Genomic DNA, 23975 nt, shown 5'->3' with positions numbered 1-23975 from the left:
GCACTTAGTAGCGGCGACTGACGCTTGTCAGCGGGATTCCGGCATGCTGGCCGTATTGCCGATCATTCCCGGAACGCTGTCGGCCCGTCAGGAAGCCCTGTGCGGTGCATGCGCGGGGGAAGGGGTCGAGTGCGCCGAACGCCGGTCGGTGCCGCGCGGCCTATTGCGCTATCAAGACGGACAAATACCTTATGTCGAGGACGAGGAATACTACTATGCGGCATAGTTGAGAGGTGGGGCGGCTATGACGGATGTCACAGGCGCCCGGCGGGCGGCCTCAGGCCCCCGCGGCGAACACCCGCGCCAGCTCCTCCGCCACCACCCGTGCGCCCGGCGAGACCCACCGCCGGCGGTGCCGTACGAGCTGCACCGGCACCGGCTCGGCCGACGGGCCGTCCACCACGGCCAACCGGCCCTCGGCCAGCTGCCGTTCGACCGTGACGCGGGGGAGCAGGGTCAGGCCCAGCCCGGCGGCGACGCACGACCGCGCCGCGTCGATGCTGCCGAAGCGGGTGATCCTGGGCCTGGCGTCTGGCACGTCCTGCAGCGCACGGACCAGCCGGTCGCTGTACGAACAGCCCTCCTCGTGCACGAAGAAGCTCTCCCGGGCCAGCTCGTCCCAGCCCGCCGCCCGCCCGGCGAGCCGATGGCCGGCCGCCGCGACGTACACCAGCGGCTCACTCGTGATCCGCCGGGCCAGCAGGTCCCGCTCGTCGACCTCCGGCTCCAGCAGCAGCGCGAGGTCGAGCCGGCCGGTGCGCAGCCCGTCCACCGCCCCCACGGTGTCGGCGGCGTGCAGATGGACATCCAGCCGGGGGTGGTCGCACCGCAGCGCGGCGATCACCTCGGGCAGCCGCGAGGAGCACAGCGAGTCGCCCGCGCCGACCACGACCTCGCCCGCCACCGCCCCGGCCGCCGTGTCGCCCTGCCCGGCCGCGGCCGTCGCGCGCAGCCTGGCCACCGCGTCGAGCACCGCCTCGGCCTCCTCCAGCAGCGCGCTGCCGGCCCGGGTCGGCACCGTCCCCGCCGGCAGCCGGTCGAACAGCACGGTCCCCAACTCCCGCTCCAGCGTGCGGATCTGGACGGTGACCGTGGACTGCGCGAGATGGAGGGAGCGGGCCGCGGCGGTGAAGCTCCCCGTGCGCGCGAGCGTGACGAAGGTCCGCAGAAGTCTGGTGTCCACGGGCGCAGGCTATCGCGAACCTCGATGGGCTTGAGCAGGAACAATCGTTGGACGCGATGGCGTGGGCCTGTCACGGTTGATCCATGACCACACACCAGAGCCCCGCCCTCACCGCCACCGCCACCGAAGGGGACACCGGCACCGCGGCCGGCGTCGAGGTACTGCGCTACTCCGCCTTCACCACCGACCCCGCCGGCGGCAACCCGGCCGGCGTGGTGCTCGACGCCGCCGCCCTCGACGACGCGCGGATGCTCGCCCTCGCCGCCGAAGTCGGCTACTCCGAGACCGCGTTCGTCACCGCTCACGACACCGCCGCCCGCCGCTACCGGCTGCGCTACTTCAGCCCCCTCGCCGAGGTCGCCTTCTGCGGACACGCCACCGTCGCCACCGCGGTCGCCCTCGCCACCCGGACCGGCACCGGCGAGCTGGTCTTCGACACCCCGGCCGGTGAGATCCGGGTGGACACCACCGAGGACGGCGGGCAGCTCCGCGCCACCCTCACCAGCGTCCCGGCCCGTTCCCACCCGGCCGACGAGGCCACCCAGGTCGCGCCGACGCTGCGGGCGCTGCGCTGGAGCGCGGCCGACCTGGACCCGGCACTCCCGCCGCAGGTCGCGTTCGCCGGCAACGACCACCTCGTGCTGGCCGTCCGCAGCCGGGAACAACTCGCCGCCCTCGACTACGACTTCGACGCCTTGCACGACGTCATGCGGGCGCACGGCTGGACCACCGTCCACCTCGTGCACCGCGCCGCGGCCGACCGCCTCGACTTCCACGCCCGGGACCCCTTCCCGGTCGGCGGCGTCGTGGAGGACCCGGCGACCGGCGCCGCCGCCGCGGCCTTCGGCGGCTACCTCCGCACCCTCGGACTCGTCACCGAGCCCGTACGGGTCCACCTCTGCCAGGGCGAGGACATGGGCCGCCCCAGCGACCTGTACGTCGACATCCGCCCCGACGACGACCGGATCCGGGTGACGGGCGCGGCCGTGCCCCTGCCGGCACCGGCCGCGTGACACCGGGCGAGCGGGCCGGCCGCCCGGCCGGCCCGCCGCGGGCTCAGGCCCTGGTGCCGCCGCTGCGCCCCGCCACCGGCACGTCGAGCGGCCGGGCGAGACCCACCACGCCGTCGTCCAGCCGCTGGAGGTGCCGCAGCACGCGGAACGTGACCGTCCCCGACCGCAGCGCCGGCGAGTCGCTCGCCTCCAGCATTGCGGCGATGCTGGCGCCCGCTTCCACCTCGCCCTCGGTGGCCTCGTCCCGCACCCGGGCGACGATCAGATCGATGTTGCGCGCGATGCGGCGCCCGGCGTGCGCCAGTCGCGGATCGGCCGCGACGGTCCGGCTGTACGGCACGAGTTCGGCCGTCGCCGCCAGCGACCGGGCGTGGTAGGCGCAGGTCTCCAGGAGCGCCACCAGATACTGCGCGGTCTGCCGCCGCACCCGCAGCGGGGTGATCGGATGTGTCAACGGCCCGGTGGAGGCCCGCAGATCGTCCAGCGCGGTGTCCAGATCGCGCGCCATGCCCAGCAGGTCGACGGCGGGGCCGCCGCTGAGCTGCTCCACCGCCGCGGCCACGACCTCCCGCAGCCGGTCCAGCACCGTGCCCAGCGCGTCGTCGGTACGGCGGTCGGTGTGCACCGGCAGCACCAGCACCGCGGCGATGATGCCGCAGGCGGCACCCAGCGCGGTCTCCTCGATGCGCAGCACCAGCACGGACAGGCTGTAGGTGTTGAGCACGGTGTACAGCAGGCCCAGCATCGCCGTGACGAAGAAGGACATCAGCGCGTACGACAGCGGTGCGGTGAAGAACATCCCGAAGATGCAGACCAGGACGAGCGCGAACGCCGTCCAGGTGTGGTTGCCGACCAGCCCGGCCAGCGCCACACCGGCGATCACGCCGAACACCGTGCCCAGCAGCCGGCGATAGCCCTTGACCAGGATCTCGCCCGTCGACGAGGTGTTGAGGAAGACCACCCAGCACGTCAGCACCGCCCAGTACCAGCGCTGGCTCGACAGGAACTCCCCGCCGATGATGGCCAGCGTGGAGCCGACCGCCACCTGGAAGGCGGCGCGGGTGGTGGGCCGCTGGAGGCCGGTGCGCTCGTCCTCGGCCTCCGCGTCTTCCGCGTCCTTCTCCGCCCCGACGATCGCGAGGTCCTCGGCGTCGAACTCCTCGCGCGAGCGGGTGGTGGCCGGGGAGTCGTCGGACTCGTCCTGCGGCCCGTCCAGCGCGAGCCGCAGACCCAGGACGGCGCGCGCGGCCTCACCGACACCGCGGAAGGCGTCCTGGACGGCCGGCGACGCCTGCGGCAGATTGTCCTCGTCGCGGTAGCCCAGCAGCCGGTTGCGCACGTGGGCCAGGGCCGTGCCGCGGTCGTCCGGCGCCCGCCTGGCCACGAGCAGGTTCAGCGCTTCGAGGTCCTTGCGCAGCCGGTTGTGCACCTCGCTGCCGGTCTGCAGCCGGCTCGCCGCCGCGGACAGCGGCGCATGGGGCAGATGCAGGGTCAGGGTGTCCGCGCGTTCGGCGCTGCGGGCGTTGAGCACCAGCATCCCCAGCCGTTCGGCGGCGATCTCGGCGTCCGCGATGCGGCGTTGCAGCAGCCCCGCCGTGGCCGCGTCGGGGGTGCCCTCCTCCAGCCGGCCCTGGATCATCAGGGCCGCCTCGTGCAGCCGGGCGGTGTGCCGGCGCAGATCGTCGAGGACGTCGTCCAACTGCTCGGGGCCGGCGTCCATCAGCGCGACATGGGTGGCCACCAGCTGCGCGAGCCGGGCCCGGAACGCGGCGCGCAGCCGGGCGAGGGTGCGCTGCGGCGTGTCCGGGACGACGGTGAACCGCACGGCGGCGCTGCAGGCGAACGCGACCGTCAGGGTCAGCGCCAGCTCGGGCAGGGCCGGGACGATGGCATGCACGAACAGCGACACGAAGTAGACCTGAAAGCCGATCAGCCCGAGCGCCGTGCCCCGGTCGCCGAAGCGGCGGGAGTACACGGCGCCGAAGATCAGGGCGACGAAGAACAGGTCACCGGCGATGATGCCGGAATGCAGCACCGCACCCAGCGACATGGCGGCGAGCGCGACGGGCAGACCCAGCGCGAGGGTGACCGCCTGGCCGCGCACCTCCTTCTCCCGGATCGCGAAGGTCGAGACCATGGCCGCCATGGCGCCCGCCACCATCAAGGTGACGCCGGTGTGCAGCAGCGCGAGGGCGACGAGGGTGAGCACGATCGCGCCCACCGTCCGCAGCCCCGCCATCAGCCGCAGCAACCCGGGGTCGGATGCCGCGAAGCGGTCCCAGGTGCCGGTCACAGCCCGTCGTATCGCTGACTTCACGCCGTTCTACACTCCCGATCCTCGCTCTGAGCAGGGATGTCTCAGCATCGCACGACACCTCACCGGACACTGCGCCGGTCCGCGCACCGGACCACGCGCCGGCTCCCGCGGCAGGGGGAGGGGGCGCGCACCGGGTCAACTGCCGGCACGGGCAACCCCGGAAGGCCGCCCGCCGCGCAAGCCCTTCAGCGGTGGACCGGAAGCCCGGTGCCGCTCGACGCGCGCACCGGCCGGACCCACGGCCCCGTCACGTCGCGTCCCCCGGCGGCGGGGAAGCGGCTCGGCGCCCGCGGGCCTGCGCGCGGAACGCGGCCGGGGTCGTGCCCGCCCGCCGCCGGAAGAACTTGTTGAAGTCACTGGCGTCCGCGAACCCGAGCCGGTCGGCCACCGCCTTCGCCGGCAGCCTGCTGTGCTGGAGCAGCCGCTTGGCCTCCAGCAGGACGCGCTCGTCGATGTACTTCTTCGCCGTCGTGCCGACGGCCGCCAGCGTCGCGCGGGACAGGGTCCGTTGGCTGTAGCCCAGCGCCGCCGCGTAGTCCTCGACCCGCCGGGTCACGGCATGATCCCGCTCCACCGCCTCGTGGAACCGCCGGAACGCCTCCGCGCCCGCCGCCGAGCGCGGATGTTCCCCCTCCTGCGCCGACGCCAGCCGCAGGACCAGCACGGACACCAGATGCCGCATCACCTCGACGTACGACTCCAGCGGCAGCGACGCCAGCGCGGCGTACTCGAAGACCAGGTGGTCGAGCGCCCGGCGCAGCCCGTCCGCCGCCGCCCCGTCCGGCCGCAACGGCCGCTGCATGTACGGCGGATCCATGTGCGCCACGGCGACCGTCGACGGCGGGAGGAACCCCGGCTGGAAGACCACGATCGTGCCGTCCGCCCCGACCAGCTCCGGACCGAACTGCTGCACCTGCCCCGGCCGAATCCACAGCCACGCGCCGTCCGGCAGCTCGTGCTCCACGAAGTCGACCGACATCCGCATCGGCCGGCCGCGCACCGTGAGCAGCTGGTGGAAGGCGGGCCGCAGCGGTGCGTACGGATCGTTGCCGTGGCGCCGGGCCCGCTCGAACAGGCCGCCCAGTTCCACCAGCTCGACCCCGGCAGCCGCGCCGGCCGTCGCCGTGTACGCCAGGTCCCGGACGTCCGGGTGTCCACTTTTTCCCATCGCGTGTCCTGAGCGTACCGCCGTCCGACGCCCCGCGCCTCCTAGCGTGGAGTCATCGCCGGCTCTCCCGGAGACGGCGGAAACACGCAGGTCAATGAGGTAGAGGAGTGGCACGGTGCGGCTGATCGTGGCAATGACCGGAGCGACCGGCGCGCCCCTCGGGGTGCGCCTGCTGGAGAACCTGCGAGAGCTCCCGGACGTCCGGACCCATCTCATCCTCTCCCGCTGGGCACGCGCCACGATCGAGTTGGAGACCGGCCGCTCGGTACGCGACGTCGGCGGGCTCGCCGACGAGGTGCACCACCCCGAGGACCAGGGCGCCACCCTCTCCTCCGGCTCCTTCCGGACCGACGGCATGGTGATCGTGCCGTGCTCGATGAAAACCCTCGCCGGCATCCGCGCCGGCTACGCCGACGGCCTGATCGCCCGCGCCGCCGACGTCGTCCTCAAGGAGCGCCGCAAGCTCGTGCTCGTCCCGCGCGAGACGCCGCTCAGCGAGATCCACCTGGAGAACATGCTCGCGCTGGCCCGCATGGGCGTCCAGATGGTGCCGCCGGTGCCGGCGTTCTACCACCGGCCGGCCTCCGTCGACGACATCGTCGACCACCTCACCGCGCGCATTCTCGACCAGTTCGAGCTGCCCGCCCCCGCCGCCCGGCGCTGGGCGGGCATGCGCGCGGCCCGCACCGCCGCCCCCGGCACCGCGGCCTGACCGCCGCCCGCCTCCCCGCGACCACCTCCCTCAACTCCCCCCGCACGAAGGGCAGTCACCCATGGCGTACGACGATCTCCGCGGCTTCCTCGCCGCGCTCGAAGCGGAGGGCCAGCTGCTCCGCATCACCGACGAGGTCCTCCCCGAGCCCGATCTGGCCGCCGCCGCCAACGCCGCGGGCCGCATCGGCGAAGGGGCCCCCGCCCTGTGGTTCGACAACGTCAAGGGCTTCACCGACGCCCGCATCGCGATGAACGTGCACGGCTCCTGGACCAACCACGCGCTGGCCCTCGGCCTGCCCGCGAACACCCCGGTCAAGGACCAGGTGGAAACCTTCGCCGCCCGCTGGGACGCCTTCCCCGTCGCCCCCGAACGCCGCGCGGACGCCCCCTGGCGGGAGAACACCCAACAGGGCGACGACGTCGACCTCTTCTCCGTCCTGCCGCTCTTCCGCCTCAACGACGGCGACGGCGGCTTCTACCTCGACAAGGCAGCGGTCGTCTCCCGCGACCCGGAGGACCCGGACGACTTCGGCAAGCAGAACGTCGGTACGTACCGCCTCCAGGTCATCGGCAACAACCGCCTCGCCCTGCAGCCCGTACCGGTGCACGACGTGGCGCTCCACCTGCGCAAGGCGGAGGAGCGGGGCGAGGACTTGCCGATCGCCGTCACCCTCGGCAACGACCCGGTCCTCACCCTCGTCGCCGGCATGCCGATGGCCTACGACGCGAGCGAGTACGAGATGGCCGGCGCGCTCCGCCAGGCGCCCGCCCCGATCGCCACCGCGCCGCTCACCGGCTTCGACGTGCCCTGGGGCTCGGAGGTCGTCATCGAGGGCGTCATCGAGTCCCGCACCCGCCAGATCGAGGGCCCCTTCGGGGAGTTCACCGGCCACTACTCGGGCGGCCGGCGGATGCCGGTGATCCGCGTCGACCGGATCTCGTACCGCGACGCGCCCGTCTTCGAATCCCTCTACCTCGGCAAGCCGTGGACCGAGGTCGACTACCTCGTCGGGCCCAACACCTGCGTCCCCCTCCTGAAGCAGCTGCGCGCCGAATACCCCGAAGTGCGGGCCGTCAACGCCATGTACACGCACGGCCTGCTCGTCATCATCTCCACCGCGAAGCGCTACGGCGGCTTCGCCAAGGCGGTCGGCATGCGCGCCATGACCACCCCGCACGGCCTCGGCTACGTCAGCCAGGTCATCGTCGTCGACGAGGACATCGACCCGTTCGACCTGCCGCAGGTCATGTGGGCGATGTCCGCCAAGGTCAACCCCAGGGACGACGTCGTGATCCTGCCCAACCTCTCGGTCGTGGAACTGGCGCCGGCGGCCCAGCCGGCCGGCCTCACCAGCAAGATGATCATCGATGCCACCACCCCCGTCGGCGCCGACGCCCGGGGCAACTTCTCCACCCCGGTCAAGGACCTGCCGGAGGCCGAGGAATGGGCCGCCCGGCTCCGTCAGCTCATCGCCGCCCAGGGCTGAACCCGCCCCCACCTCCCACCAGGAGCACCCCATGACCCACTGCCCCCGCTGCGCCCACGACACCGTCGGCCGGCTCGCCACCTCCCCGGTCCCCGGCGTCTGGGACGTCCTCCAGTGCCACCGCTGCCGCTACACCTGGCGCACCACCGAGCCGGCCCGCCGCACCCGCCGGGACGCCTACCCGGACGCCTTCAAGCTCACCGCCGACGACCTCGCGGCCGCCGTCGAGGTCCCCGCGGTACCCCCGCTGCGCACCACGCCCTGACCGGGGCCCGGCAACGCCGCGGACGCCGGGACCCGCTGCGCGCGGCAGCGGCTCCCGGCGTCCGGGGCGTCCGGCCCGCCCGCGTCACTTCACCGAACCGGCCATGATGCCCTGCACGAAGTGCCGTTGGAACGCGAAGAACACGATCAGCGGCACGATCAGGGACAGGAAGGCGCCGGGCGCCAGCACGCCGATGTTGCTCCCGAACTGCCGCATCTGCGACTGCAGGGCGACCGTCAGCGGCTGCGACTCGTTGTCCGCGAAGAGCAGGGCGACCAGCATGTCGTTCCAGACCCACAGGAACTGGAAGATGGCCAGGCTGGCGATGGCGGGGCGGCCCAGCGGCAGGATCAGCTGGGAGAAGATCCGCCACTCCCCGCCGCCGTCCATGCGGGCCGCCTCCAGCATCTCCTTGGGGATCTCCGCGAAGTAGTTGCGCAGCAGGAAGATGGCGAACGGCAGACCGTACGCGGTGTGGAAGAGGATCACTCCGGGGATCGAGCCGAACAGGCCGAGCGCGCCGAACAGTTTGGCCACCGGGAGCAGCCCGATCTGCACCGGCACCACCAGCATCGCGACCACCACCAGGAACACCCAGTCCCGGCCGGGGAAGTCCATCCAGGCGAAGGCGTATCCGGCCAGCGCGGCGATCACCACGACGGCGAGGGTGGTCGGCACGGAGATCAGCACCGTGTTCCAGAACGCCTGGACGATGCCCGAATCCTTCAGCAGCGCCGCGTAGTTGTCGAACGACAGCCGGCTCGGCGCGCTCAGCGCGGTCCACCAGCCGCTGCTCGCGTTGGCCTCCTCCGTACGGAGCGAGGACAGGAACAGACCGGCGGCCGGGGTGAGCCAGATCAGGCCGACGACGAGCAGGAACAGCTGGATCACGGTGCGGCTGAGCCGCTTCGCCGGCCGCGCTGCCCGCCTGCGCCGCACGGCGGATCCCTGGACGGTGGTCATTTCTGGCTCCTGCGGAAGCGTCGGATGTTGAGGGCCATGGCCGGTACCACCAGGAGCAGCAGCAGCACGCCGAGGGCGCTGCCCAGTCCCTGGTTGTTGCCGCCGCCGAAGGAGACCAGCCACATCTGCAGCGCCAGGACGTTGGCGTCCTGCTGCACGGGGCCGGGGGCGATGATGTAGACGAGGTCGAAGACCTTCATCACGTTGATCACCATCGTCACGAACACCACGCCCAGGACGGGCCCGAGCAGCGGCACGGTGATCCGGCGGAAGACCTGCCACTCGTTGGCGCCGTCCATCCGGGCGGCCTCCAGGACGTCCCGCGGCATGGAGGACAGCCCCGCGCCGATGAGGACCAGGGCGAATCCGGTCCAGATCCACATGTAGGCGCCGATGATGGCGGGCGTGATCAGGGTGGGGCCGAGCCAGGCGATGCCCTCGTACGGCGGGGCGAAGTCCTTCGCCGGCAGCTGGACGGCGTACGAGCCCGCCGCCAGACCGGTCAGCCGGTAGGAGCCGTCCGCGCCGGTGGTGGCCGTGGCCGCCACCTTGCCGTGGGCGTCGACCGCCTCGACGGCGAGCTTCGGCAGCCCGCGTTCGCCGCGGTCGACGACGCCGGGCTTCCCGCCACCGCCGGGCGTGAAGTCGAGGTAGACCACACCCCGCAGCTCGCCGTGGCCGGCCGGGGACGCGGCGGCCGCGGCGGCGGGCCGCGCGGCGTGCGGCATGTCCTTCGGCGCCACCCCGACCAGACCGAGGTTGACGGTGTGGCCGGGCGCGGCTTGGCGGGCCGTGCGGTAGCCGCCGTCCGGACGCTTGGTCAGCTGCTTGTCGCCCAGCCGTGCCTTGGCGGTCGGGAAGGAGACGGACTCGCCCTGGACGCTGTCGTGAATGCCGACGGTGACCGCGTTGAGCACGCCGCGCTGCGGGTCCTGCTCGTAGGCGAGGCGGAAGATGATGCCGGCGGCGAGGAACGAGATCGCCATCGGCATGAACATCAGCAGCTTGAACGCGGTCTTCCAGCGGATCTTCTCGGTCAGCACGGCCAGGACCAGGCCGAGTCCGGTCAGCAGCGCGGGGGCGAAGACCACCCAGACCGCGCTGTTGCGGATGGCCCGGAGCGTGGCCGGGTCCTGGAACATCGCGGTGTAGTTGCCGACGCCGACGAAGGTGTCGCCGGAGGCGTCGTACATGCTGCGGATGACCGAGAACACGATGGGGTACGCGACCAGCGCGCCCAGCAGCAGCAGCGCGGGGAAGAGGAACACCGCGGTGATCCGCCGGCGGCGCCGGACGGCGCGGCGCGCGGGCGCGCCGGGCCGTCCGGGGGTGCCGCCCGGCGGGCGGGGCGGGCCGCCGCGCGTGGTGGCGGGCGGCACCTCGGAAGTGGTGGCAGACATGGGTCGGGCCCTGGTCCTTACTTTCCGTACGCCTTGGCCGCGGCGGCCTCGAGCTTGTGGGCCGTGCCCCGGGGGTCGGAGGGGTCGCGCAGGAAGTCCTGCAGCAGCTTCCACTCACCGGCACCCTGAGTGCCGCCGAACGCCGCGGGCGCCTGGTCGGACATGTCGAAGCGGACCGCATTCCCCGCCCCGGTCAGCGACTTGGCGGCGTTGCGGGTCACCGCGTCGTGGTAGGCGCCCGCGGGCACCTTCTTGTTGGGGGAGATGTAGCCGCCGGCCTTCGCCCAGATCGACGCCGCCTCGGGCGTCGCCAGGTACTTGACCAGGTCCATCGCGGCCTTCTTGTCCTTACCGGCCTTGAGCACCACGGCAGCGTCACCGCCGCTGACCACCGGGGCCTTGCCCCCGTCGACGGACGGGAACGGGAAGAACTTGGCGTCCTTGCCGACCTGCTTGTGCAGTTCGTCGGTGACCAGGGCGCTGACGAAGTCGCCCTCGTAGACCATGGCCGCCTTCTGCTCGGGGCCGAAGACCTGCTGGACGGACTCGGGGAAGTCGGTGCGCAGCGCGCCCGAACCGCCGCCCGCCACCAGGTTCTTGTCCCCGAAGAGCCTGCCGAGGGTGGTCAGTGCCTTGACCACGGACGGGTCGCTCCACGGGATCTTGTGGGCGGCGAGCTTGTCGTAGTTGTCCGCTCCGGCCTGCGAGAGGTAGATGTTCTCGAACCAGTCGGTGAGCGGCCAGCCGGCCTCGCCGGCGACCGAGAAGGCCGGCAGGCCCGAGTCGGACAGGGTGCGGCCGGACTTCAGCAGCTCCTGGTACGTGCTCGCGGGCTTCACCCCGGCCTGCGAGAACGCCTCCGGGCTGTACCACACCGTCGACTTGTGGGACGCCTTGAAGTACAGGCCGTAGAAGGTCTTGTCGACCGTGCCGTAGTCCTTCCACACCTGCGCGTAGTTGCGCTTGGCCTCGGCGCCGACCTCCGCCGAGAGCGGTGCCAGCCACCCCTTCCTGGCGAACTGCTGCAACACGCCGACCTGCGGGACCATCACCACGTCGGGTGCGTTGCCGCCCTCGATCTGGCTGCCGACGACCGTCGAGACGTTGTCGCCGGTGGAGGTGAAGACGACCTTGGCGCCGGTCTTCTCGGAGAACGCGTCCAGCACCTTCTTGAAGTTCTGCTGCTCCACACCGGTCCACACACCGGCCACGGTCACCGTCTGACCGCTGAGTTCCTGCTTGCCGCCGCCGGCGGAGGCTCCGCCGCCGCAGGCGGTGGCACCCAGCGCCAGGCCGAGCACGGCCGCGCCGGAGAGGGCGGCTCGGGTGTGTCGTACTGCGGGTCGTCTCATCGTGGGTTTCCCTTCGGGAGGACAAGCGGGGTGGTGGGTCGAGGGGCGGGGAGGGAGGGTCAGCGGTCGGCGGGAGCGTGCATCCACCAGGCCGCGGTGGAACCCGGCAGGGTCCCCGGCGGGCAGTCGCCGCTCGCCAGCAGCGGGAGGCCGGGCGCGGGCGCCGGCACCGGCTCGGTGCCGAAGTTGACGGCGCAGACCAGGCCGTCGCCCCGTTCGAACGCCAGGACCTGGGGCGGGGAGGGGAGCCAGCGCAGGGTGCCCTCGCCGAGCTGGGGGAGGCTGCGGCGCAGCTGCAGCCCCTCCCGGTACAGGTGCCAGAACGACCGGGTGTCGGCCAGTGCCCGCTCGGTGGCGTGTTCGGCGAACCACGCGGGCTGCGGCAGCCACGGCTGGGCCGCGCCGGTGCCCGTCGTGAAGCCGAACGGGGAGGCGTGCCCGGACCAGGGGAGCGGCACCCGGCAGCCGTCGCGGATGTGCTGCCGGCTGCCCGTACGGTGGAAGATCGGGTCGGTGAGGACCTCGTCCGGCAGGTCCACGACCTCCGGCAGACCCAGCTCCTCGCCCTGGTAGATGTACGCGGCGCCGGGCAGCGCCAGCATCAGCAGGGCGGCGGCGCGCGCCCTGGCCGGTCCGCACGTTCCCGCGGGCCCGCCCCCGGGTTCGCCGGCGTACCGGGTGACGGTGCGGACCTGGTCGTGGTTGTTGAGCACCCAGGTGACCGTGGAGCCGGTGCCCGCGATGTCGGTGAGCGCCTCGGATATCACCGTGCGGAAGGTGTCGATGTCCCAGCGCGCGGTGAGCAGGTGGAAGAAGAACGCTTGGTGCAGCTCGTCGGGGCGGACATACGCGGCCTGCTCGCTCGGTGTCCGTACGGAGACCTCGCCGACCAGCAGCCGGTCGCGGCCGTCGCGGGCGGTGTACTCCTCGCACAGGGCGCGCCAGTCGCGCCACACCTGGTGCACCTCGGGCTGGTTCCAGGCCAGCGGGTTGACCGAGTCGCGGGTGCGCTCGTCGGCCGACGGGTCGGGGGAGTCGGGCAGTTCGGGGTGCTTGAACAGCCCGGCCGCCACGTCGATGCGGAAGCCGTCGACCCCGCGGTCCAGCCAGAACCGCAGCACCTTGTCGAAGTCGGCGCCGACCGCGGGGTTGCGCCAGTTCAGGTCGGGCTGCTCGGGCGTGAACATGTGCAGGTACCACTGGCCGGGGTTGCCGTCCGCCTCCGTGACGCGCGACCAGGCGGGGCCGCCGAACATCGCCCGCCAGTTGTTGGGCGGCAGTTCGCCGTCGGTCCCGCGCCCGTCGGCGAAGTGGAAGAGCGCCCGTGCGGGGCTGTCCGGGCCGTCCGCCAGGGCGGCGCGGAACCAGGCGTGCTCGCTGGAGCAGTGGTTGGGGACGATGTCCAGCAGCACCTTCAGGCCGAGCCGGTGGGCGTCGGCCACCAGGAGGTCGAACTCGGCGAGGTCGCCGTAGACGGGGTCCACCTCGCGGTAGTCGGCCACGTCGTAGCCGTGGTCGTGCTGCGGCGACGGGTAGAAGGGGCTGAGCCAGATGCCGTCCACGCCCAGCTTCCTGAGGTACGGCAACCCCGTGCGGACGCCGGCCAGATCGCCGATGCCGTCGCCGGTGCTGTCGAGGAAGCTGCGGACGTAGACCTGGTAGATCACCGCGTCGCGCCACCAGCGCTGCGCCGTGTCGTGGGACGTGGTCCCGGTGGTCGCCGCGGGGGCGGCCGGGCCGGGGAGGGAGAGGGAGGGCGCGGAGTCGGCCGGGGAGCCGTTGTCTGCGGTGGCGATGAGCATCTGCCGTGATCCCGTTCTTGCATGGGCATGCCGTGCGGCCTGCGGGGGTCGCTGTTGTGCATGCATGTTAAGTAGGGATGTCATTCAGGTGTCAACGAAAAGGTTCAAGATACCTTTTGGATGCCCGTATTTGTGCAGAATTGTTCTGCGCTTCAAGGCGAGGCTGTACTTAACAAGTAACTAGATGAGGAGGTCGGCGTGCGTCAGCCGCGGCCGACGAGGGCGGTCAGCTCGCGCTTCAGCCGCGCCACCGTGGCGTCCGTGCTCCGCCGGTGCAGCAGCGCGTCATGCATGACCGCCTGCACCGCGAGGCTCACCTGGTCGTACCGCGGGCTCTTGAGGCGCGGCCGGGCCGTCAGCACCGCCCGCTTGAGCGTCGGCAGGTACGGGAACCGCCGCACCAGCCGCGGATCGGTGTACACCCCGGCCCACACCGGAGGCAGCGCCCCCTCGGTGAGCACCCGGCGCTGCACCGGCTCGGACGTCAGATAGGAGATCAGCTCGGCGGCCGTCCTGGGGTGCCGGGAGTGCGCGTTGACCGCCAGGTTGGAGCCGCCCAGCGCACTGGAGCCCGGCCCGTCCGGGCCCGGCAGCGGCACCGCCCCGAACTTCCCCGCCACCTTCGACGAACGCGATCCGGCCAGCGCGTACGCGTACGGCCAGTTCCGCAGGAACAGCAGCCGGCCGTCCTGGAAGGACTTCCGGGACTCCTCCTCCTTGTACGAAAGGGCCCGCGCGGGAATCCACCCCTCGCGCACCCCGTCGAGCAGGAAGGACAGGCCCCGGCGGGCGGCGGGGGAGTCCACCGTCACCCGGGCGCCCTCACCGGCGAGCACCGAACCGCCCGCCGACTGCACGGCCTCGACGACATTGGCGGTCAGCCCCTCGTACGGCAGGAACTGGCCCGCGTAGCCGTCCAGTCCGTACTTGGGCGCGACCGTCTTCGCCAGGTGCCGCAACTCGGCCCAGGTGCGCGGCGGGCGCACACCCTCCCGGTCGAGCACGTCCTTGCGGTAGTAGAGCAGCCCGGCATTGGTCACGTACGGGACCGCGTACAGCCGGCCCCGGAAGGTGGCGGTGTCCACCACGGGAGGCAGGAAGCGGTCCAGCGGGAACTGCCGGCCGTCCACCGGCCGGATCCAGCCCGCCGCCGCGAACTCCGACGTCCAGGCCACATCGATGTTCAGCACGTCGAAGCGGTCGCTGTGCGCGCGCAGCTCGGTGACCATCTGGGCCCGCACCTCGTCGGCCGCGTCCGGCAGCTCGACCAGCGTGACCTTCTCGCGCGGGTGCCGGATGTTCCAGCCGTCGAGGACGCCGCGCAGGTAGCCGGTGAGGTCGCCGCCCGTGACGAGCGTGATCGGCCCCCGGCCGTCCGAACCGCCGGCCGGCTCGCCGGCCTGGGCGCCCGCACTGCCCGCGAAGAGCAGCGACAGGACCAGCAGAGCCCTTCCCGCGGCACGCTTCCACCGCATGGGCTCCTCCTTGAACCAGGCGTCGACGGGACGTGCGGACCGACAGCCCGCCCCATGTATACCTGTTAGCCATGCGGGATACTAGATGCCGCAGGAAGATGCGACGGCGACCCGGCTCACACTCGGACGGGTCCGAATAACCGGCAAGTAGGGCGGGGAGGGAGAGGAAACGCGTGCGGCTGCCACTCCTGGCCCTGCTGGTCGGCGGACCCGCGCACGGTTACGAACTCAAACAGGCCCTTGAGAACCTCCTCGGCGCGGCATACCCTCAGCCGAACGTCGGCCAGATCTACGTCACCCTGAACAGGCTGGAGAAGGCGGCCCTGATCGAGGGGGAGGACGTCGAGCAGTCGGACCGGCCCAACAAGCGCATCTACCGGATCACCGACGCGGGGCGGGAGACGGTGGACGCGTGGTTCGAGGAGACCACCGCCGAACCACGGGTGCGGGACGAATTCTTCATGAAGCTCGCCCTCGCCCCCCACACCGGGACCGCGGACCAGATCACCCTGATCAACAAGCAGCGCCGCCAGTACCTCAACACCATGCGCGACCTGTCCAAACTCGCCGCGAGCGAGGACCGGGACAACCGCGTCGCGCAGCTGCTGATCGAGGGCGCGATGCTGCACCTGCAGGCGGATCTCGACTGGCTGGAGCGCTGTCAGGAGGAATTGGAATGAACCGGGACGAGCCGTCCGCCCCGATACTGCGGGCAGCCGGCCTGGTCAAGACCCACCGGCCCGAGGGCGCCGCCCCCGTCCACGCCGTACGCGGCGTCGACCTGACCGTCGCGCGCGGCGAGTTCGTCGCCGTCACCGGACCGTCCGGCGCCGGCAAGTCCACCCTCCTGCACCTCCTCGGCGGCCTCGACCGCCCCGACAGCGGCGCCCTCTGGGTGGACGGCCGCCAGGTCGACGCCTACAGCGAGGCCCGCTGGGCGGAGCTGCGCCGCCACCACATCGGCATCGTCTTCCAGTTCTTCAACCTGGTCTCCAACCTCTCCGTCGCCGACAACGTCGAACTCCCCGCGCTGCTGGCCGGCCGGTCGCCCCGGCAGGCCCGCACCGCCCGCACCGAACTGCTCGACGAGCTGGGCCTGACCGGCAAGGAGAACTGCACCCCCGGTGAGCTCTCCGGCGGCGAACAGCAGCGCGTGGCCCTGGCCCGTGCCCTGGTCAACAGCCCCAGCCTGCTGCTCGCCGACGAACCCGCCGGCAGCCTGGACAGCAAGGGCACCCGCGAGGTGCTGCGGCTGCTCGCCCGCTTCCACCGGCGCGGCCAGACCATCCTGCTGGTCACCCACGACGCCCGGATCGCCAGTGCCGCGGACCGCGTGATCAGCTTCTTCGACGGCCGGGTCCGCGACGACGCCCACCTCGGCAGCGTCCCCGACCGCCCCGCGGCCGGCGTCTCCGACGTCCTCAAGCTCAAGGGCTGACCGGTGCGAGCGGCCGCCCGCTGGACCCGGGCACACCTGCGCGCACACCGCCCCGCGGCCGTGCTCATCGTGCTGGCCACGGCCGGCATCACCATCTCCCTGCTGCTGGCCACCGCCCTCTTCGCGTACGCCACCGACCCCTGGCAGCGGGTCTTCACCCAGTCCTCCGGCGCCCACGTCTGGATCCACACCAAGGCCGGCGCGCCGGCCGGCTCGCTCGCCGCACTGGACGAGGTACGCGCCGCCTCCGGCCCGTTCCCCACGGTCCGCGCGACGGCCGGCCTCCAGCCCGGCGGTGCCCGGGCCACCCTCGAACTGCGCGGCACATCCCGGCTCCCGGCCACCGCCGCCCCGCAGGTCGTCGCCGGCCGCTGGCTCGACGGCCGGGCCGACGCCGGCGCCACCCGGGGCATCGTCCTCGACACCTCGGTGGCCCATGCAATCTGGGCGAAACCGGGCGATTCCCTGGCGCTGAGCGGCTTCACCGCCCCCCTGCGGGTCGTCGGCATCGCGGACTCCGCCGAAGTCCCCTTCCGCGCGGGGGAGACCCCCGGCGTCGGCTGGGTGCTGCCCCGGACCCTCGCCGCCTCCGGCGCCGGCCAGGACCAGCACGGCCGCACCATCGGCCTCCGGCTCGGCAATCCCGCGGACACCGACTACGTCGTCCAGCGGGCCGTCACCCGGCTCGGCGCCGACCAGATCACCGATGTCTCCACCTGGCGCCAGGCCCGCGCCGACGCCGCCGGCGACAACAGCCTGCTCGCCCGGCTTCTCGGCCTCTTCGGGCTCGGCGCGCTGTTCGCCGCGGCGCTGGCGGTGGGCGGCGCCATCAGCAGCAGGATCCGCGGCCACCTCCGCGACATCTCCGTCCTCAAGGCCATCGGCTTCACCCCCGGCCAGGTCGTCCGCATGTTCCTCGCCCTGCACCTCGGCTTCGCGCTGCTGGGCGTCACCCTCGGCGCGCTCGTCACCCAGTTCCTCGGCCCCCTGGCGCCCGGCCGGATCGGCGAGGCGACGGCCGTGTGGCGGCAACTCCCCGAGCACACCTGGCTGCCCCTGGCCATCTGCGGCGGCGTGGTGGCCTTCATCGGCTCGGCGACCTGCCTCACCGCCTGGCGCGCCGGACGGGTGCCGCCGGTCCCGGTCGCCCGCGCGGCCGCTGCCACCGCCGGCCGGCCCTCCGCCCTGACCCGGCGCGCCCTCGGCCTCAAGATCCCACCGGCCCTCGTCCTCGGCTGGCGCGGCGCCTTCCACCGCCCGCTGCGTTCCTCGGCGGCGGTGGCCCGCCTGGCCGTGCCCCTGCTGCTCATCACCATCGCCCTGGGCGCCTGGACCACGGTGGACCGCTTCACCGCCCGCCCCGAAAGCGTCGGCCTGGCCGCGGCCCTCACCGCCCGCTCCGACACCCTCGACGACCCTGCCGTACGCCAACTCCTCGCCGGGAAAAGCCAGTTGACCGCCTACCCGGGTGCCGAGGTACAGGCCCTCGTCCCCGGCCAGACCGGCACCATCACCCTGCGCGGGCTCGGCACCCTGGCCCGCCCCTATCCCTTCGCCGTCGCCGAGGGCCGCGCCGTGCGCGGCCCCGACGAGGCGGTCGCCGGGCAGGGCCTGCTGGAGCTGCTCGACGCACACGTCGGCGACTGGGTACGGATGACCGTCGCCGGCCGGCCGCACGTCCTGCACATCGTCGGCCGGAGCATCGAGACCGCCGACGCCGGCCGCGTCATCTCCACCACCCTGGACACCCTGCGCGACGGGGACACCGCCACCCCGACCCCGCAACCGCCCCGCCCCGACTTCTACAACCTGGTCCTGCGCCACGGCACCGACCCCGCCGCCGTACGCGACGCCCTCACCGAAGCGTCCGGCGGCCGGCTCGAGGTGCGCCAGGTCCCCAACCCCGCCGAGCAGCTCGCGACGGTCCGCGCCGTCGCCGCCGGCCTGATCGCGGTGCTCACGCTGATCGGACTCGCGGAACTGGCCACGACCGTCGGCACCGCGGTCCGCGACCGCGGCCGCGACCTGCTCGCGCTCCGGGCGGTCGGCCTCACCCCGCGCCAGATCACCGCCGTGATCGTCTCGGCCACCGCCTTCGTCACCCTGGCCGCCGCCCTGGCCGGTACGGTGCTGGGCGTCCTCGCCTCCCGGTGGCTGATCGACCTCCAGGGCGACGCGAGCGGCTGGGGCACCGGCATCGCACAGCGCCCGGCCCTCGGCGTGCTGGCGCTGGTCATCGCCCTCGCGGTGACGGTCTCCGCCGCGGCCTCGGCCCTGCCGGCCGCCCGCGCCGCCCGCCGCCGGCTGGCGGACTCGGCGTCGGCCGTGCGCTGAGGGCCGGCTCCGGCCGCCCGCCTACCGCCCGTGCCCCATCAGCCCCGCCGTGAAGTCCTCGGTGGCCGGCTCGTGCCGCGAGGCGTACGGGCACTGCCAGTCCTCCTCCGTGAACCGGCCGGAGAAGTGCCGCGCCGGCTGCTCGTACTCGTACTCCGTGAAACTCGGATTCACCGACCCGTTGTTCTTGTTCTCGCGCCGGCGGATCGCGCCCTGCATCGAGTAGAACTTCTCCCCGAGAAGCACGAACTGCGCCAGCGAATTGAAAGCGATCGCCGACGCGGAGAAGCGGCGGCTCGCCCGGGACGCACCGGGGTGCATCCCCACGACGAAGAACGCGTGCCCGCCGGTGTGAAACCCGAAGTTGGGCAGGGCGGGGTCCGACGTCGCGCCCTTGTCCAGCCCGAAACTCCGGCTGTCGAGGTCGTGCATGAGCTGCAGGTGCTGCCATATCAGCCCCTCGTAGGCGAGTTCATCCACCGTGCCGGGCTCGTCGAACGTCGCCACGAAGGTACGGAAACTCTGGTCCGAGAGCAGGGGCCGTACGGTACGGACGTACTCGACGAGATCACGGTGGTTCTCGGCGGCCGAGGACGCCTCACCCATTCTTCGGTAATGCCGGTGCGTGATGCTGTCGCGTTTCAGTGCGGCACGCGCCCCCAGGCAGCTGAATTCCCGGGTCTGGATGAATTCTTCGAGCTCGGCGCGGACGGCGGTCTCACGTTCGGTGTTCATGGCGGTGTACGGGCCTCCGTGACGGTGATCAAGGCTGTCGGCATCGACAGTGCGGGGCAGGTGCCCACCCGACAAGACATAAAGCGGACACAGTGCGTTCCCTCGTACACCCAGGAGCCGAGGAGATCCGTTCTGCCACCCGCGCCCCCGCTCGTCGCCGCCATGACGCATGATGCTTCGGCAACGGCGAGGCACGGAGGCAGACAAGAATGACGGGACCGCTCAGCACCGGCCGGGTTCTGCTGGTGGACGACGACGCGGCGATCCGGCGGTCGCTCGGGCGCGGACTGCGGCTCAACGGCTTCACGGTGAGTCTGGCGGACGGCGGCCGGGACGCGCTGGAACGGCTGACGCACACACCACCGGACGTCATGGTCCTCGACATCTCGATGCCCGACCTCGACGGCATCACGGTGTGCCGGCGGCTGCGCGAGGACGGCAACGACATACCGGTCCTCATGCTCTCCGCCCTCGACGAGGTCGCCGACCGGGTCGCCGGCCTCCAGGCGGGCGGCGACGACTACCTCGTCAAGCCGTTCGCCCTCGACGAGCTGGTGCTGCGCCTGCACGCCCTGCTGCGCCGCCGCCCGCCCGCCGCCACCGACACGGTGCGCGTCGGCGGCCTGCTGCTCGACCCGACGGCCCACCGGGCGTGCCTCGACGACCAGGAGCTGTCCCTCACCCGGCGCGAGTTCGCGCTGCTGGAGGTGCTGGCCCGCAACGCCGGTCAGGTCCTGACCCGCGACCAGCTCCTGGAACGGGTCTGGGGCTACGACTTCGACGTACGGACCGACGCCGTCGACACCTTCGTCAGCTATCTGCGGCGCAAGCTGGAGGCCGGCGGACGTGACCGGATCGTCCACACCGTGCGCGGCGTGGGCTTCGTCCTCCGCGACGACGGCGGCCCCGCGGCCGGGGCGGGGGGCTCGGCGCGATGAGGCTCTCCACCCGCATCGCGCTCGTCGTCGGACTCGTGGTGCCCCTGCTGGTGGCCGCCTCCGGCTGGCTGCTGGTGGCACTGGTGGCCAAGGACCTGCGCACCCAGGCCGACCAGCGCCTCACCGAACGCGCACAGAGCGTCGCGGTCGCCGCGCGCGGCGTGCTGCGGGCCTCCTCGCACGGCCGCCCGCACGCCGAACAGGCCCGGCGGCAGAAGCTGTTCACCGCTGCCCTCGATGTCGGGGTCCGGCTGGCCGGCCCCGGCGGCACCGTCCTCGACGGCCCGCAGCCCGATGTGTCGGTACCGCTGCCGGCCCGCACCGGCCGCCCGGCAACCGTGCACGCGCACGGCGACAGCTGGCGGGTACTGGCCGTTCCGGTCACCGGCGGCGGGGCCGGCGCGCGCGGAATGCTGTGGCTCTTCTCCCCGGACACCGCGCGTGAGGCGCAGATCGGGCTGGTGCGCCGCAGGGTCCTCACCGTCGCCCTGCTCGCCGCCGTACCGTCGGGCGCCGCGGCCTGGCTCCTCGCCGCGCGCGCCGCCCGGCCGCTGCGGCGTCTGCAGCAGGCCACCAGCGGACTCGACCCGCACACCAGCGTGGCCCGCCTGGACCACCTCCCCACCCGGATCACCGAGGTCGACGACCTCGCCCGGACGCTGCAGACCTTCCTGGCCCGCTACGACGAACAAGCCGCCCGGACCGCCGAGGCGCTGGCCGCCGCACGCTCCTTCTCCGCCGCCGCGTCCCACGAACTGCGCACGCCCCTGATGAGCATGCAGACCAACCTCGACATCCTCGACGCGTTCCAGGACCTCGACCCCACCGACCGGGCCGAGACGGTGGACGATCTGCGCCGTGAACACGCCCGTCTGCTGGGCCTGTTGGTGATGCTCAGGGCGCTCGGCCAGGGCGATCTCGTCGAGGCGGACGCCTTTGAGCTGATCGACCTCGCCGAACTCGCCGACGAGGCCGCCGCGGACGCCCGCCGCCGGAACCCCGCGGCCGAAGTGACCGTCGACAGCAGCCCCGGCCTGACGATCCATGGCTGGCGCCCCGGTCTGCGCTCCCTGGTGGACAACCTCGTGACGAACGCCCTGGTCCACGGCCGGCCCGCGGCGGGAGGGGCCGGCCAGGTGCGGATCGCGCTGCACGCCGCCGGGCCGACGGGGCCGGGGGAGTCACGGACACCGGCGGCGGCCCGCCACGTCGTGCTGTGCGTCGACGACCGCGGCCCCGGCATCCCGCCGGAGCACCGGGAGGTGGTCTTCCAGCGGTTCCACCGCGGCCGGGACAGCACCGGATCCGGCCTGGGCCTCACCCTCGTCGCCCAGCAGGCCGCCCTGCACCGGGCGCGGCTGCGCGTCCTGGACGGCCCGGACGGCCGGGGCGCCCGCTTCGAGGTCGCCTTCCCCGCGGCGACCCCGGACCGGCCGCGGCCGGCGCAACTGCCCGCTCACCGGGACTGGCTGGCCGAGCCCGTCGAACGGCCACAAGGTTTCCACAAGGAGCGCCTCTAACTTCTCCCCGTGGGCGGGCACCGAGCCCGCCGACCGTACGCACGCGGCGCCCGTACGCACGAGGGCGACGCCCGTACGCAGGCAGGAACCGTACGCGGCGCAACGCACCTCACGTGCGACGCACCACCCGCGCAACGAGCCGTACGTCACGCAACGAACCGCACGAGGAGAAGCCCATGCCCACCCGGATCCGGACCCGGAACATCGCCGTCGCTTCGGTGGCCGCCGGCACCGCCCTGCTCGGCATCGCCGGCACCGCCGTGGCCGCGGACAACACCCCCGCCGCGCCCTCGACGTCGTCCGCCGCTGCCAAGACCCACACCGGCGACGGCGCGCGCGCCCTGTGCAAGCGCGCCCCGAAGATCGAGAAGCGTCTCCACCGGGCGCTCGCCCGGCTGCAGGGCAAGGTCACGGTGCGCGGCTCGATCGCCCGCCTGGAGAAGCGGGTCGAGAAGGCGAAGGCGGCCGGCCACACCGAGATCGCCACCTTCCTCAACCACAAGCTGGACCACCGCAAGTCCCTCGTCCCCACGCTCCAGCAGCGGGAGAAGGACCTCGCCAAGGTGGCCACCTGGTGCCGGACGCAGAACAACACCGCGTCGTGACCCGCACCGTCCAGGCCGCCGTCCTCGCGGCGACCACCCTGGTCTGCGGCCTGCTGGTCACCGGGTGCGGCAACGGCGTACGTGCCGAGGGCGACGCCTCGGGCGCCACCGCCACACCGACCGCGCCGCCGTCGGCCGCTTCGCCGGCGCCCACCGACCTGGCGGGCATGCGCAAGCTGGTCGACGGCGCGGAGAGCGCAGCGGCGGCCGCCGAGTCCGACGCGGCCGCCGACCACTGAGCTGAGGGGCCGGACCGGCGCAGCCGCCGGTCCGCCCACCGCCCGAGGGCTGCGCGGGGACCGCGTACCGGACCCGCTCCGGACCCCGCCCCCGCGCAGCCCGAGGACCGACCGACGCCCCTCCGGGCCCGGCCGGAGACCTCGGCCGTCCGCCGGCGTCAGGCGGCAGGCGTCAGGCGGTGGTCAGGGGCGAAGGTTGCGCGCGAGGAGGTCGAGCAGGGCCTGCCAATGGCGTTCGCTGGCCTCCTCGTTGTAGGCGGAGGTGCCGACCTGGGTGTAGCCGTGCTCGGCGCCCTCGTAGACCTCGGTGCGGTGGCGCACGCCCGCGCTGTCCAGGGCCGTTTCCAGGGCCGCTATCTGCTCGGGCGGAAGCGACGAGTCCTGGTCGGCGTGGCCGAAGTACAGCTCCGCCGTGATGGGGCCGACGAGGCGGTGCGCGCTGTCCTCCGCGTCGGTCGCCAGGAAGCCGGCGTGGAAGGCGGCCGCGGCCGCGATCCGGTCGGGGTGAGCCGCGGCCGTACGGACCGCGAGGACACCGCCCATGCAGTAACCGGTGGCGCCCACCGGACCGTCGGAGACCAGCGGAGAGGCGGCCAGCCAGTCGAGGTAGGCGCCCGCGTCCCGCATGGCCAACTCGGGCGTCAGCGCCAGGATCAGCGGGATGAGCTTCTCGAAGATCGCCGGCACCCGGTCGGCGTCGATGAAGTCCGGCAGGTCCACCAGCGGGGCGCGCCCGGCGCGGTACAGGACATTGGGCGTCAGCACCGTGTAGCCGTGTCCGGCCAGGCGCTTGGCCATCTCCTCCAACGAGGGGCGCAGCCCGAAGGCATCCATGTACAGCAGGACACCGGGGTGCGGCCGGCCGTCGTCGGGGTGGGCGAGGAAGGCGTCGGCCACGCCGTCCGGGGTGGAGATGTCCAGATATTCGCCGTGCACTGCGGTCATGAAGCACCTTTCATGGGTTCACGGGGGCCCGCGGGCAGCGGATCACCCCTCCGCCGGCTGCCACGCCGGCGCATTACCCCAC

General features: G+C 72.9%; 21 protein-coding genes. 11 read left to right on the top strand and 10 right to left on the bottom strand.

The window, feature by feature from the left end:
• Nucleotides 1–277: 277 nt before the first annotated feature.
• Nucleotides 278–1183 (bottom strand): LysR family transcriptional regulator, encoded by a 906-nt coding sequence (locus SL103_RS19960; protein ID WP_069570333.1) that lies wholly within the window; start codon nt 1181–1183, stop codon nt 278–280.
• Between the two features lie 83 nt (nt 1184–1266).
• On the opposite strand from SL103_RS19960, the gene SL103_RS19955 reads away from it, so the two are divergent.
• Nucleotides 1267–2196, top strand: a complete 930-nt coding sequence (locus tag SL103_RS19955; RefSeq protein WP_069570332.1) for a PhzF family phenazine biosynthesis protein — start codon at nt 1267–1269, stop codon at nt 2194–2196.
• 43 nt (nt 2197–2239) lie between these two features.
• On the opposite strand, the gene SL103_RS19950 is transcribed toward SL103_RS19955, so the two are convergent.
• Together SL103_RS19950 and SL103_RS19945 are read right to left on the bottom strand one after the other, a co-directional pair.
• Nucleotides 2240–4435, bottom strand: a complete 2196-nt coding sequence (locus tag SL103_RS19950) for an FUSC family protein (RefSeq protein ID WP_069573943.1) — start codon at nt 4433–4435, stop codon at nt 2240–2242.
• A gap of 325 nt (nt 4436–4760) precedes the next feature.
• Entirely contained in the window at nt 4761–5681 is a 921-nt protein-coding gene (locus SL103_RS19945) for a helix-turn-helix transcriptional regulator (protein ID WP_069570331.1), read from the bottom strand.
• 115 nt (nt 5682–5796) lie between these two features.
• On the opposite strand from SL103_RS19945, the gene SL103_RS19940 reads away from it, so the two are divergent.
• From SL103_RS19940 to SL103_RS19930, 3 genes are all read left to right on the top strand, one after another.
• Nucleotides 5797–6393: a non-oxidative hydroxyarylic acid decarboxylases subunit B gene (locus SL103_RS19940; RefSeq protein ID WP_069570330.1), complete on the top strand. Its 597-nt coding sequence runs from the start codon at nt 5797–5799 to the stop codon at nt 6391–6393.
• A 61-nt stretch (nt 6394–6454) separates the two neighbouring features.
• Nucleotides 6455–7882 carry a non-oxidative hydroxyarylic acid decarboxylases subunit C gene (locus SL103_RS19935; RefSeq protein ID WP_069570329.1) on the top strand — a complete coding sequence of 476 codons (1428 nt, stop codon included), beginning with the start codon at nt 6455–6457 and terminating at the stop codon, nt 7880–7882.
• Between the two features lie 31 nt (nt 7883–7913).
• Nucleotides 7914–8147 (top strand): non-oxidative hydroxyarylic acid decarboxylases subunit D, encoded by a 234-nt coding sequence (locus SL103_RS19930; protein WP_069570328.1) that lies wholly within the window; start codon nt 7914–7916, stop codon nt 8145–8147.
• 84 nt (nt 8148–8231) lie between these two features.
• On the opposite strand, the gene SL103_RS19925 is transcribed toward SL103_RS19930, so the two are convergent.
• From SL103_RS19925 to SL103_RS19905, 5 genes are all read right to left on the bottom strand, one after another.
• Entirely contained in the window at nt 8232–9110 is an 879-nt protein-coding gene (locus SL103_RS19925) for a carbohydrate ABC transporter permease (RefSeq protein ID WP_244303979.1), read from the bottom strand.
• Nucleotides 9107–10510 carry an ABC transporter permease subunit gene (locus SL103_RS19920; protein WP_069570327.1) on the bottom strand — a complete coding sequence of 468 codons (1404 nt, stop codon included), beginning with the start codon at nt 10508–10510 and terminating at the stop codon, nt 9107–9109. The genes SL103_RS19925 and SL103_RS19920 overlap by 4 nt, the downstream gene beginning before the upstream one ends.
• Before the next feature lie 17 nt (nt 10511–10527).
• On the bottom strand, nt 10528–11862 hold the full coding sequence (locus SL103_RS19915; protein WP_069570326.1) for an ABC transporter substrate-binding protein: 1335 nt from the start codon (nt 11860–11862) through the stop codon (nt 10528–10530).
• A gap of 59 nt (nt 11863–11921) precedes the next feature.
• The gene (locus SL103_RS19910; protein WP_079145870.1) at nt 11922–13664 is read right to left on the bottom strand and encodes a glycoside hydrolase family 13 protein; all 1743 of its coding nucleotides are present in this window, start codon (nt 13662–13664) and stop codon (nt 11922–11924) included.
• Between the two features lie 203 nt (nt 13665–13867).
• On the bottom strand, nt 13868–15139 hold the full coding sequence (locus SL103_RS19905) for an ABC transporter substrate-binding protein (RefSeq protein WP_069570325.1): 1272 nt from the start codon (nt 15137–15139) through the stop codon (nt 13868–13870).
• Between the two features lie 173 nt (nt 15140–15312).
• On the opposite strand from SL103_RS19905, the gene SL103_RS19900 reads away from it, so the two are divergent.
• The 3 genes from SL103_RS19900 to SL103_RS19890 are packed head-to-tail and all read left to right on the top strand — an operon-like array spanning nt 15313 to nt 18911.
• Entirely contained in the window at nt 15313–15819 is a 507-nt protein-coding gene (locus SL103_RS19900; protein ID WP_033267534.1) for a PadR family transcriptional regulator, read from the top strand.
• A complete protein-coding gene (locus SL103_RS19895) occupies nt 15816–16577 on the top strand; it encodes an ABC transporter ATP-binding protein (RefSeq protein ID WP_069570324.1) in 762 nt (253 codons plus the stop codon). Before SL103_RS19900 ends, SL103_RS19895 begins: the two co-directional genes overlap by 4 nt.
• Before the next feature lie 3 nt (nt 16578–16580).
• Nucleotides 16581–18911: an ABC transporter permease gene (locus tag SL103_RS19890; protein ID WP_069570323.1), complete on the top strand. Its 2331-nt coding sequence runs from the start codon at nt 16581–16583 to the stop codon at nt 18909–18911.
• A gap of 21 nt (nt 18912–18932) precedes the next feature.
• On the opposite strand, the gene gntA is transcribed toward SL103_RS19890, so the two are convergent.
• Nucleotides 18933–19646, bottom strand: a complete 714-nt coding sequence (gntA, locus tag SL103_RS19885) for a guanitoxin biosynthesis heme-dependent pre-guanitoxin N-hydroxylase GntA (RefSeq protein WP_069570322.1) — start codon at nt 19644–19646, stop codon at nt 18933–18935.
• 209 nt (nt 19647–19855) lie between these two features.
• On the opposite strand from gntA, the gene SL103_RS19880 reads away from it, so the two are divergent.
• The 4 genes from SL103_RS19880 (at nt 19856) to SL103_RS19865 (ending at nt 22948) form a co-directional block, all read left to right on the top strand.
• Nucleotides 19856–20584 carry a response regulator transcription factor gene (locus SL103_RS19880; RefSeq protein WP_069570321.1) on the top strand — a complete coding sequence of 243 codons (729 nt, stop codon included), beginning with the start codon at nt 19856–19858 and terminating at the stop codon, nt 20582–20584.
• On the top strand, nt 20581–22104 hold the full coding sequence (locus SL103_RS19875; RefSeq protein WP_069570320.1) for a sensor histidine kinase: 1524 nt from the start codon (nt 20581–20583) through the stop codon (nt 22102–22104). Before SL103_RS19880 ends, SL103_RS19875 begins: the two co-directional genes overlap by 4 nt.
• Before the next feature lie 176 nt (nt 22105–22280).
• Nucleotides 22281–22709 carry a hypothetical protein gene (locus tag SL103_RS19870; RefSeq protein WP_069570319.1) on the top strand — a complete coding sequence of 143 codons (429 nt, stop codon included), beginning with the start codon at nt 22281–22283 and terminating at the stop codon, nt 22707–22709.
• Nucleotides 22679–22948, top strand: a complete 270-nt coding sequence (locus SL103_RS19865) for a hypothetical protein (protein ID WP_164492868.1) — start codon at nt 22679–22681, stop codon at nt 22946–22948. The genes SL103_RS19870 and SL103_RS19865 overlap by 31 nt, the downstream gene beginning before the upstream one ends.
• A gap of 183 nt (nt 22949–23131) precedes the next feature.
• Here SL103_RS19865 and SL103_RS19860 read toward each other — a convergent pair whose 3' ends face one another.
• On the bottom strand, nt 23132–23893 hold the full coding sequence (locus tag SL103_RS19860; protein WP_069570317.1) for a dienelactone hydrolase family protein: 762 nt from the start codon (nt 23891–23893) through the stop codon (nt 23132–23134).
• Nucleotides 23894–23975: the final 82 nt, after the last annotated feature.

Origin of the sequence: Streptomyces lydicus, assembly GCF_001729485.1 — a bacterium.
Lineage (GTDB): Bacteria > Actinomycetota > Actinomycetes > Streptomycetales > Streptomycetaceae > Streptomyces > Streptomyces lydicus_D.
The sequence above is the reverse complement of the archived record's forward strand: the minus strand, read 5'-3'. Positions and strand labels throughout refer to the sequence as shown.